Origin of the sequence: Bacillus sp. S4, from assembly GCF_040838205.1 — a bacterium.
GTDB lineage: Bacteria > Bacillota > Bacilli > Bacillales > Bacillaceae_G > Bacillus_A > Bacillus_A cereus_U.
The window spans coordinates 1-9335 of sequence record NZ_JBFPJI010000130.1; the positions used below are offsets into that span (position 1 = coordinate 1).

Below are 9335 nucleotides of genomic sequence, written 5' to 3' on the forward strand. Positions count from 1 at the left end.
GTGCCAATTGTTTATTTAAACCGAATTCTACTGGTGTATTTTTTTGAATAGAAATAACCTCTACAGCTTCATCTCTTACTTCCACATTTTTTTTATTTACTTTATCATCTGCATGCAGCAAGGTCATACCTTTTTCCCATAACTCTTCTTTTCCGCTAAGTAAATTATATACACCGAGGTGCTTTACATTCATTCCATGTTCCCATAAATATTCACATACATCTTCAACGTAAAGTAAATCGCTTCCTTTTTCTCCATTTATACAACGGCACTCTTTGTCATCAAGTTCTGATAAAATAAGCTGATGATACATCATAAACGACGGTTGCCACGGCCCATATAATGTAGGAACTCGATATGCACTATATTGTAATTCGCCTTTTTTCAACCCTTCTTCCACCTTCGAAAATAGACGTTTGTTTTCGGATTCTTCAGTGCTTCCTATTTCAATAGAAGAAATTAGATTTAACTTTACGTTATTTTTTTCACACATCCTTACGATTCGTTTTAAATATTGTAATATGACCCTTTCATTCCGAAATCCACTTTGCTGATTCGGCTCATACAAGCAAAAATAAACTGTATCGAAACTTTCTTCCTCTACCGATCGCCATCCGTCTTCATCCCTTATAGAATAGTACGTAAATAACGCATTCCGCCCAATCAACAATAATTTCTCTTCATTAACTTTTGTCATACTATCAAATTCATCAAAATCAAGACCATATACTTCTACTTCTTCTGCAATCATTTTATTCACAAGGTGATAACCTACAAACGTAAGTGCACCTATAATCAGCACGCGTTTCATACCACCAACCCTTTCCCCTTGAAACAAATAGCTCCTCATTTATGTATATGGGAGCTTCACAATTCTTCTTCATATTTTCCAAAGAAATCACACGTTTGTCTAACCATTTTATATTTCACATCTTGCAGATGGAATAAAACAGAAGTATCGCATTGATTGAATTGCCTCATTTTCTCGTATTTACGTAACAATTGTTTTCTTCCTCTTTTTTCCTGTGTTGAGACAAAAATTTTAACAGGTACACAAGACGGAAGAAGTGCAAATGATTTCTTATTTATTTTTGATTCTAATTCTTCTTCTTTGGAATCATACGCCAAACTTAATTCCTTCACTAATCTTTTGTAAAAAAACTTATGCTCTTTCTCAAACTCCACATATTCTGGTAAATCTAAACACGGATTTAACATAACGACAGAACGTATACATTCAGGGTATTTGTTCATCATCTCCAGTGCTACAAGCGCTCCCATACCATCTGCCATAATGTGCATTTTCGTATTCAATGTCTCTTTTCTTAGAACGACATCATACAAACGTTTTGCTAGACGAACAGCTCGGTCGTTCCCCCAATGCCTTCCGTATAAGTTAGACGAAAAGACTGTGTAGCCTTTTTCAATAAGGCCCTGTAAAAAATAAGCTCTCCCTGCATGCTGTGTCCATAAACTTGTACCATTCTCAATAAAATAGTTATAATCTCCTAGGAGCATAACAGAAAATCCATTTGGCTTTTCCGGTAAATAAATTACACATGGTTCTTTTTCTAAGTAAAAAAAACGTTCTGTAATACTCATTTTTCCCCCGCCTTATTTTCTAAACGTATAAAAGTACTCTTTTATAATGTATGAACAGAATACAAATTTGCGTTGAAAAATCTACAAATATTTTTCTATATTCTTTTTTCAATTGTGTTACAATAAGGACAGATTGAACGAATAGAGGTGTAAAATATGCGTTTCATTTGGGCATTAATTTGGTCGTTCGCGCTTGTACATATGATGAGCTACGTAATCGGCTCTATGACTGGCGGTACATACGATTTTAACCAAGCGTCTATTTTCTCAGTTGTTCTTGCGGTATTAGTATTAGCGATTGCAGCTGCGATTCCAAACGAGCCAGTAGAACAACACTAAAAAGAGTCCGGATTTTATCCGAACTCTTTTTTTAGTTTACATGAACGACTAATTCATTATTCTCAACATCAACAACTACATGACTATTATCAGTAATCGTTCCTGCAATTAATTCTCTCGCTAATTTCGTTTCAACTTGACGCTGTACGTATCGTTTTAACGGACGAGCTCCGTACATCGGATCGAACCCAGCTTCTACAACAAATTCTTTTGCAGATTCCGTCAATTCTAATGATATGTGGCGATCTGCTAAACGCCCTTGTAATTCTTGTACAATCTTATCAACAATACCTTCAATTTCATTCCTTGTAAGAGGTTTAAATAAAATAATTTCATCGACACGGTTTAAAAATTCTGGTCGGAAATGTCCTCTTAATTGTCCCATTACAAGTTCTCTTGACTCTTCTTTAATAGAACCATCTTCTTCTAGCCCTTCTAATAAGTGAGCCGATCCAATATTTGAAGTCATAATAATAACTGTGTTTTTAAAGTCTACTGTACGTCCTTGTGAATCTGTAATGCGTCCATCGTCTAACATTTGTAATAAAATGTTGAATACTTCTGGATGTGCTTTTTCGATTTCATCTAACAAAATAACAGAATACGGTTTACGTCTTACTGCTTCTGTTAATTGTCCGCCTTCTTCATATCCAACATATCCAGGAGGCGCACCAATTAAGCGTGACACTGCGTGTTTCTCCATATACTCAGACATATCGATACGAATCATTTGCTCTTCACTGTCAAATAACGTTTGTGCTAATGTTTTTGCAAGTTCAGTTTTACCAACACCTGTAGGTCCTAGGAAAATAAATGAACCAATTGGACGATTCGGATCTTTAATACCAGCGCGTGCACGAAGAACTGCGTCTGATACTAAGCTTACTGCTTCCTCTTGGCCGATTACACGCTCTGATAAAATCTGCTCTAAGCGTAGTAATTTCTCGCGTTCACCTTCAACGAGTTTTGCGACAGGAATACCAGTCCACCTTGAAACAATGTCTGCAATTTCTTCTTCACTTACTTCCTCGCGTAATAAACGATTCTCTTGTTTATTATGTGCACCCATCTCTTCCGCTTCTTTTAACTCTTTTTCGATAGCTGGAATTTTCCCGTGGCGAAGCTCAGCTGCTTTATTTAAATCGTAATTTCCTTCTGCTTCTTCTAACTCACGGCGCAAGCGCTCTAAATGTTCACGTAAGTCACGCACTTTATGAATGTCTTCTTTTTCTTTCTCCCATTTCGCTCTCATACTACTTGCAACTTCTTTTAAATCCGATAATTCACGTTGCAATGTTTTTAGGCGCTCTTGACTACCTAAGTCCTTTTCTTTCCCAAGAGCAGCTTCTTCAATTTCCAGCTGCATAATGCGGCGCGTTACTTCATCTAATTCTGTTGGCATAGAATCAATTTCTGTTCGAATTGTTGCACAAGCTTCATCAACAAGATCAATTGCTTTATCGGGCAAAAAACGATCTGAAATATATCGATCTGATAAAACAGATGCTGCTACAATCGCGCGGTCATGAATATTTACACCGTGATAAATTTCAAAACGCTCTTTTAAACCACGTAAAATGGAAATTGTATCCTCAACAGTTGGCTCTTCTGCTAATACTTGTTGGAAACGTCTTTCTAATGCTGGATCTTTCTCAATATATTTACGGTATTCATCTAATGTCGTTGCCCCGATACAATGCAGTTCACCACGTGCTAGCATTGGTTTTAACATATTTCCTGCATCCATCGCTCCTTCTGTTTTACCAGCGCCGACGATTGTATGAAGTTCATCAATGAATAATAAAATGCGGCCTTCACTCTTTTTAATTTCATTTAATACAGCTTGCAGACGCTCTTCAAACTCACCGCGGAATTTTGCTCCGGCCACAAGTGCACTCATATCTAAAGCGAAAATTGTTCGATCTTTTAATCCTTCTGGGACATCTTTTTTTACAATACGCTGTGCTAATCCTTCAACGATTGCTGTTTTACCAACACCTGGTTCCCCGATTAAAACGGGGTTATTTTTCGTTTTACGTGAAAGAATACGGATCACGCGGCGAATTTCACTATCTCTACCAATTACAGGATCAATTTTCCCCGCTCTTACTTCCGCCACTAAATCACGGCCATATTTTTCTAACGCTTCATAAGTTACTTCTGGATTTTGACTAGTCACTCTTTGATTCCCCCGAACTGTCATTAAAGACTGTAATAAGTTATCTTTCGTAATATAAAATTTTGTAAATAATTGATTTATATCGCCTTTTTCTTCAGAAAAAGCAAGTAATACATGTTCGACTGAAATATAGTCATCTTGCAATTTCTCCGCTTCTTTTCCTGCTCTTACAAGCAGTTGTTGCAAAGCACCTGTTACATATAATTTCCCTGCCTCTGCCCCGCTTCCAGTTACAGAAGGCTTTTTCTTAATTAAACTTTCTACACCTTGCTTTAACGCTTCTATATCGACATTCATTTTTTGAAAAATACGTACTGTTAATCCGTCTTGCTGCTCTAATAACGTAAGCAACAGATGAACAGTATCTACTTCTTGATGATGATGAGATACCGCTAAAGATTGAGCACTCATAATCGCTTCCTGTGTTTTCGTTGTCATTTGATTTAAGTCCATCTTTACAGCCCTCCAAATGTTTGACTTTCTTTGACCTTTGATTTGATTATACGCCAACTGACTTTTTTATACAATAATTTTGCTTATGTAGTTCCAACTTATTATTGGAAAAAGAAAAAAGTAACATTCATTTTCCTAATCAAAAAAAGCCGCAATAACGATTGCGGCTTCTGTTACGGTTTTCTTTTATATGTCCACTGACGGTTATGATTTGCGTTCTCTGGAAACCTTTCCCCCGCAGTTAATTTCACCATTTGTGGATCTTTCACCATACTTCCCGTTTCACCAATTTCTACGTAAATGCCATCATTTGGCGCCTTTTGCCCTGAACGAAACCTGCGATTTTGTCCCATTTCCATTCTCCTTCCATGACGTCTTGCCTCATTAGTATATCCATTTTAAAAGAAAGCTTTTCTGTCATGTTTAGGAAACAGTACTACCGTTTATCCATGTACATATATATAATTACACAACCTTAAGCAGGAATTATTGGTATATTTGTTGAAAAAAAAGAAACCAACCTAAGTTTAGGCCAGTTCCAAAGGAGAGTCAAACATATACGAGAAGATTACATGTTCATTATAAGTCGCATCATTCAAACAATGTAACCCTTTTCACAAATTGTACATAATGAAAGAAACATTGTTTGAACTTTCTAAAAATATATTGACTTTTCCCTGATTTCCAATGAGAAATAGTAGACACCACAGCGCTTCGCGACGTAAGATGGATATATAGTGAAACTTTCATCTACAGTAGTTTCACCCAGTCTAACCTCTTATTTCTGCATATTAAAAACGGAAATACAGATAGAAACAAAAAAATTATTATAAGAGGTGAAATTATGAATAAACAACATTTAATCGCATTAGACTTAGACGGAACTTTATTAACAGACAACAAAATAATTTCTCCAAGAACGAAAAAAACAATTGCAAAAGCAAAAGAACAAGGTCATATTGTCGTTATTTCAACAGGGCGCCCATTCCGCGCTAGTTACGATTATTATAAAGAACTTACCCTTAACACACCAATCGTAAACTTTAATGGAGCTTACGTGCATCACCCTCTTGATTCAAGTTGGGGAACACATCACTCTCCTCTTGAACTTTCAACAGCGCAAGAAATCGTCCGAGCTTGCTTTGATTTCGGCGTGAAAAATGTCTATGCTGAAGTCATCGATGATGTGTATGTCCGTGAAATTGATGAAGATAAAAAACATATTTTTGAATTCGGTTCTCCTAAGATTTTCACAGGAGATTTATTAAATACTTTAAACGACCATCCAACTTGCTTATTAATCGATGCACATGACGAGCATTCTGCTGCAATTCGCCAACATTTAACAGATATGCATGCTGAAGTCATCGACCATAGAAAATGGGGTGCACCTTGGCCAATTATTGAAATTGTAAAAAGCGGATTAAATAAAGCTGTCGGATTACAAAAAATTTCAGGCCATTATAATATTCCTAAAGAGCGAATTATCGCTTTTGGTGATGAGGATAACGACTTTGAAATGATCGAATTTGCTGGTCATGGAATCGCAATGGGTAATGCAATTCCTGAATTAAAATCACTCGCAAATCATACGACATTAACGAATGAAGAAGATGGTATCGCTCTATATTTAGAAGAGGTTCTTGGATTGTAATCTAAAAATTCCCTGCTTATAGTTTCTCGCCAAACGCTCATACTATTATTAGACGCAAAAGTCAGCGCGTCAATTGTTTTCAGCTAAATAAAGGGGGTTTTTCGAATGGGTAAAAAGAACAAATCAAAACGTTTTATCCAGCAAGGAGCCGATGCTGTTATGAAGCATGATGCAAGATTCCCGTACAGAGGTACATTAGCTGAGGCAGAAAAAGCGAGAAGTAACTCTTCGTTTGGAGGGGTTTAATGGGAAACTTACTATTCCAACAAGCTAGAGACGCTGTTTCAAGTGCCGTTTCTTGTTCAAGTGGCGCTGAACAACAGGAACTCGTTTATAGAGCAAAAAACTCTTTGCACTCTGCTTATGCAAACTCTTCAACTGCTGAAAAAGTTCAGCTACGTGAAATGCAGGAGCAATTGCAAAACATTACGAATTCGCATTAAAAAAGAGGACCAGCTTTGGTCCTCTTTAATCTTTTCGAAATAACCCAAACACTCCGACCGTTTGCAGTATATTTGTAAATGCACCTGGGTCCACTTGTTTAATAACCCTCTCTAATTCGTACAGCTCGTAACGAGTAATAACAATCATTAACATTTCTTTATTTTCATTTGTATAAGCACCTGTTGCTGGTATAGTTGTAATCCCTCTCACTAAGCGAGAGTGAATCGCTTTTCGCACATCTACCCCGTTCTTTGTAACAATTAATGCCGTAATCTTCACATGACGGGTATGAATCGCATCAATAATTCTCGTTGATATATACAAAGTGACTAAAGTATATAATGCTTTTTCCCATCCATACACATAGCCAGCAGCGATAATGATAAGTGCATTAAAGAAGAAAAAATACGTGCCGACAGGCTTATCTTTTATCTTTGATAAAATCATGGCGATAATATCTAGGCCACCTGTAGAAGTACCCCACTTTAAAGCAACTCCTACCCCAATCGCGGAAATAATACCACCAAAAATCGCATTCAATATAATATCATTCGAAACCGCTCTAACTGGGATAATTTCTAAAAACAAAGTCATAAATATAACACAGAGAAAACTAAAAAACGTAAAAGCCTTTCCAACCTTTTTCCATGCTAAAATAACGACGGGAATATTAAATAAACTAAACAATACACCCGTAGATATATGAATGGATAAAAAGTCACCTAATACTTGCGATAATAATTGAGACAATCCAGCAAAGCCACTCGCATATACTTTCGCTGGTGTTAAAAATAAATTCATCCCAATCGCATTTAATAAACCTGCAATAATCACAACGACTAACTTCTTAATAAGTTCAGTATAATTCAGCTTCAAATCCATTTCTAATCCACCTTTAGTATTCATGAATGCACCGCTATACATAGTCTTTACGAAAAAGGAAATGATAAACATACAACGTTTAGAAATGGAGTTGATACATATGCCACATACGAGCGATAACGACAAAAAAGCACGCGACAATAATGCAAAGCGCACTCAAAAAAATGAACAAGAGCAAAAAAATATTCAGCAAGGGAAACGTGCATATTCTAAGAAAACCGATCACCTTTGATTACATCGTACATCAACGTTAATGTTGATGTACTTTTTTTTACATTTTACAGGGAAAAAACATTAAAAATTCACTTCATGTTCACTTCTATATTCTACAATAGCGATAACATATTCGGATGAGGTGTTAGCATGAAAGGAAAAAATACATTCATTATCACTGCACTAATAAGTATATTAATGCTATCTGCTTGCGGACAAAAAAATGACTCGGCCACAATCGCTACAACAACAAACTCAACCATTGCGAAGAGCGATTTCGAAAAACAATTGAAAGATCGATATGGAAAAGACATGCTATACGAAATGGTAGCACAAGATGTTATTACTAAAAAATATAAAGTATCTAATGATGCAGTAGATAAAGAAGTAGAAAAAGCAAAAGATCAATATGGAGAACAATTCAAAGCAACACTAGAAAATAATCGTTTAAAAGATGAAGAAGATTTCAAAAATCAAATTAGATTCAAACTTTCATTAAATGAAGCGATTAAACAAAGCGTTACAGAAAAAGATGTGAAAGACCACTATAAACCAGAAATTAAAGCTAGTCATATTTTAGTAAGTGACGAAAATGAAGCGAAAGAAATAAAGAAGAAATTAGATACCGGCACTTCATTTGAAGAATTAGCGAAACAAGAGTCTCAAGATATATTATCAAAAGATAATGGCGGAGACCTCGGATACTTCGGGGCAGGCAAAATGACACCTGAATTTGAAAAAGCTGCTTACAAATTAAAACCTGGCCAAATTAGCAATCCCGTTAAATCACCAAACGGCTATCACATTATTAAACTAACTGATAAAAAAGATTTAAAACCTTACGATGAAGTGAAAGACTCTATACGTAAAGACTTAGAAGAAGAACGTATTACCGACCCTTCCTTCGGTCAAAAATTATTACAAGATGAATTAAAAAAGGCGGATATTAAAATAAACGATAGTGATTTGAAAGATACATTTTCTCATCTTTTTGGGAAAGGGAACTAAAATAAAGCACGATCTTATTTTTTTAAATAAGGTCGTGCTTTTTATTCTTTCATTACTACTTTCAGCTTTTTCTTCAGACTTTTATAATGCCAATTGATGTGATCTAGTTCTATCTCTACTTCAATTAATATATCTATTAAGTCATCTTTATTTTGCTGAAAGTTCACCATACTCTCAAGCAACTTTTCAAACCTTTGACTACTCTCATATATATCATTTAAATCCGTCGCTAATATTTCACGTTCTTTTTCGGAGGATAATACGGAACGACGGTTTATTAATTGTTCCAGTTCATTATCTTGCACTTCCGTACCTCCGTTTCAATATCTCATCTATTCTTTCTTAATCTCTTGTAACTAAAAGCATACAAAATTCAACTGAAGCTATTAGGGGCACCATACCCAAAAAAGAAAACTGTACATTTAGACATAAAATTGACGCATTTCAATTTATTCCCTGTACGTTAAGGAACTAGTTTGTATATTTGTGGAGATATACGAGACAGGTGTGAATTTAGGGGAATCCAATATTTTCTATTCAAATATGATAGAATGGAAATAT

General features: G+C 35.7%; 12 protein-coding genes. 6 read left to right on the forward strand and 6 right to left on the reverse strand.

The annotated features are described in order from the left end of the window. Nucleotides 1–838: NAD-dependent epimerase/dehydratase family protein (locus tag AB3X48_RS13525; RefSeq protein ID WP_367959676.1), on the reverse strand; the 838-nt coding region annotated here is incomplete at its 3' end. 29 nt (nt 839–867) lie between these two features. Then, nucleotides 868–1602, reverse strand: coding sequence for a lipase family protein (locus tag AB3X48_RS13530; RefSeq protein WP_016104172.1), 735 nt, complete (start codon nt 1600–1602; stop codon nt 868–870). A gap of 156 nt (nt 1603–1758) precedes the next feature. Here AB3X48_RS13530 and AB3X48_RS13535 point away from each other — a divergent pair, with 156 nt between their 5' ends. Then, nucleotides 1759–1941, forward strand: a complete 183-nt coding sequence (locus AB3X48_RS13535) for a YjzD family protein (RefSeq protein WP_001211111.1) — start codon at nt 1759–1761, stop codon at nt 1939–1941. A 31-nt stretch (nt 1942–1972) separates the two neighbouring features. On the opposite strand, the gene clpB is transcribed toward AB3X48_RS13535, so the two are convergent. Continuing rightward, nucleotides 1973–4573: an ATP-dependent chaperone ClpB gene (gene clpB / locus AB3X48_RS13540; protein WP_016104171.1), complete on the reverse strand. Its 2601-nt coding sequence runs from the start codon at nt 4571–4573 to the stop codon at nt 1973–1975. Nucleotides 4574–4746: 173 nt separating this feature from the next. Next, on the reverse strand, nt 4747–4926 hold the full coding sequence (locus AB3X48_RS13545) for a YjzC family protein (RefSeq protein WP_002117000.1): 180 nt from the start codon (nt 4924–4926) through the stop codon (nt 4747–4749). Nucleotides 4927–5417: 491 nt separating this feature from the next. Between AB3X48_RS13545 and AB3X48_RS13550 the strand changes: the two genes are divergently transcribed. The 3 genes from AB3X48_RS13550 (at nt 5418) to AB3X48_RS13560 (ending at nt 6670) form a co-directional block, all read left to right on the forward strand. After that, entirely contained in the window at nt 5418–6227 is an 810-nt protein-coding gene (locus AB3X48_RS13550; protein WP_016104170.1) for a Cof-type HAD-IIB family hydrolase, read from the forward strand. A 105-nt stretch (nt 6228–6332) separates the two neighbouring features. Further along, complete coding sequence (locus AB3X48_RS13555) at nt 6333–6473, forward strand: hypothetical protein (protein ID WP_000516816.1); 141 nt, start codon at nt 6333–6335, stop codon at nt 6471–6473. Then, nucleotides 6473–6670, forward strand: a complete 198-nt coding sequence (locus AB3X48_RS13560) for a DUF3813 domain-containing protein (RefSeq protein WP_002011309.1) — start codon at nt 6473–6475, stop codon at nt 6668–6670. The genes AB3X48_RS13555 and AB3X48_RS13560 overlap by 1 nt, the downstream gene beginning before the upstream one ends. 25 nt (nt 6671–6695) lie before the next feature. Here AB3X48_RS13560 and AB3X48_RS13565 read toward each other — a convergent pair whose 3' ends face one another. Next, a complete protein-coding gene (locus tag AB3X48_RS13565; RefSeq protein ID WP_016104169.1) occupies nt 6696–7553 on the reverse strand; it encodes a YitT family protein in 858 nt (285 codons plus the stop codon). A 100-nt stretch (nt 7554–7653) separates the two neighbouring features. On the opposite strand from AB3X48_RS13565, the gene AB3X48_RS13570 reads away from it, so the two are divergent. Beyond that, entirely contained in the window at nt 7654–7785 is a 132-nt protein-coding gene (locus AB3X48_RS13570) for a DUF3941 domain-containing protein (protein ID WP_001120851.1), read from the forward strand. Nucleotides 7786–7916: 131 nt separating this feature from the next. Further along, the gene (gene prsA, locus AB3X48_RS13575; protein ID WP_016104168.1) at nt 7917–8774 is read left to right on the forward strand and encodes a peptidylprolyl isomerase PrsA; all 858 of its coding nucleotides are present in this window, start codon (nt 7917–7919) and stop codon (nt 8772–8774) included. Nucleotides 8775–8815: 41 nt separating this feature from the next. Here prsA and AB3X48_RS13580 read toward each other — a convergent pair whose 3' ends face one another. Then, nucleotides 8816–9079: a hypothetical protein gene (locus AB3X48_RS13580; protein ID WP_016104167.1), complete on the reverse strand. Its 264-nt coding sequence runs from the start codon at nt 9077–9079 to the stop codon at nt 8816–8818. Nucleotides 9080–9335 lie beyond the last annotated feature (256 nt).

Excerpts from the sequence above, each read along its gene's own strand:
- AB3X48_RS13530 (WP_016104172.1), bottom strand. The coding sequence starts at position 1,602 with ATGAGTATTACAGAACGTTTTTTTTACTTAGAAAAAGAACCATGTGTA.
- AB3X48_RS13535 (WP_001211111.1), top strand. The coding sequence starts at position 1,759 with ATGCGTTTCATTTGGGCATTAATTTGGTCGTTCGCGCTTGTACATATG.
- clpB (WP_016104171.1), bottom strand. The coding sequence starts at position 4,573 with ATGGACTTAAATCAAATGACAACGAAAACACAGGAAGCGATTATGAGT.
- AB3X48_RS13545 (WP_002117000.1), bottom strand. The coding sequence starts at position 4,926 with ATGGGACAAAATCGCAGGTTTCGTTCAGGGCAAAAGGCGCCAAATGAT.
- AB3X48_RS13550 (WP_016104170.1), top strand. The coding sequence starts at position 5,418 with ATGAATAAACAACATTTAATCGCATTAGACTTAGACGGAACTTTATTA.
- AB3X48_RS13555 (WP_000516816.1), top strand. The coding sequence starts at position 6,333 with ATGGGTAAAAAGAACAAATCAAAACGTTTTATCCAGCAAGGAGCCGAT.
- AB3X48_RS13560 (WP_002011309.1), top strand. The coding sequence starts at position 6,473 with ATGGGAAACTTACTATTCCAACAAGCTAGAGACGCTGTTTCAAGTGCC.
- AB3X48_RS13565 (WP_016104169.1), bottom strand. The coding sequence starts at position 7,553 with ATGGATTTGAAGCTGAATTATACTGAACTTATTAAGAAGTTAGTCGTT.
- AB3X48_RS13570 (WP_001120851.1), top strand. The coding sequence starts at position 7,654 with ATGCCACATACGAGCGATAACGACAAAAAAGCACGCGACAATAATGCA.
- prsA (WP_016104168.1), top strand. The coding sequence starts at position 7,917 with ATGAAAGGAAAAAATACATTCATTATCACTGCACTAATAAGTATATTA.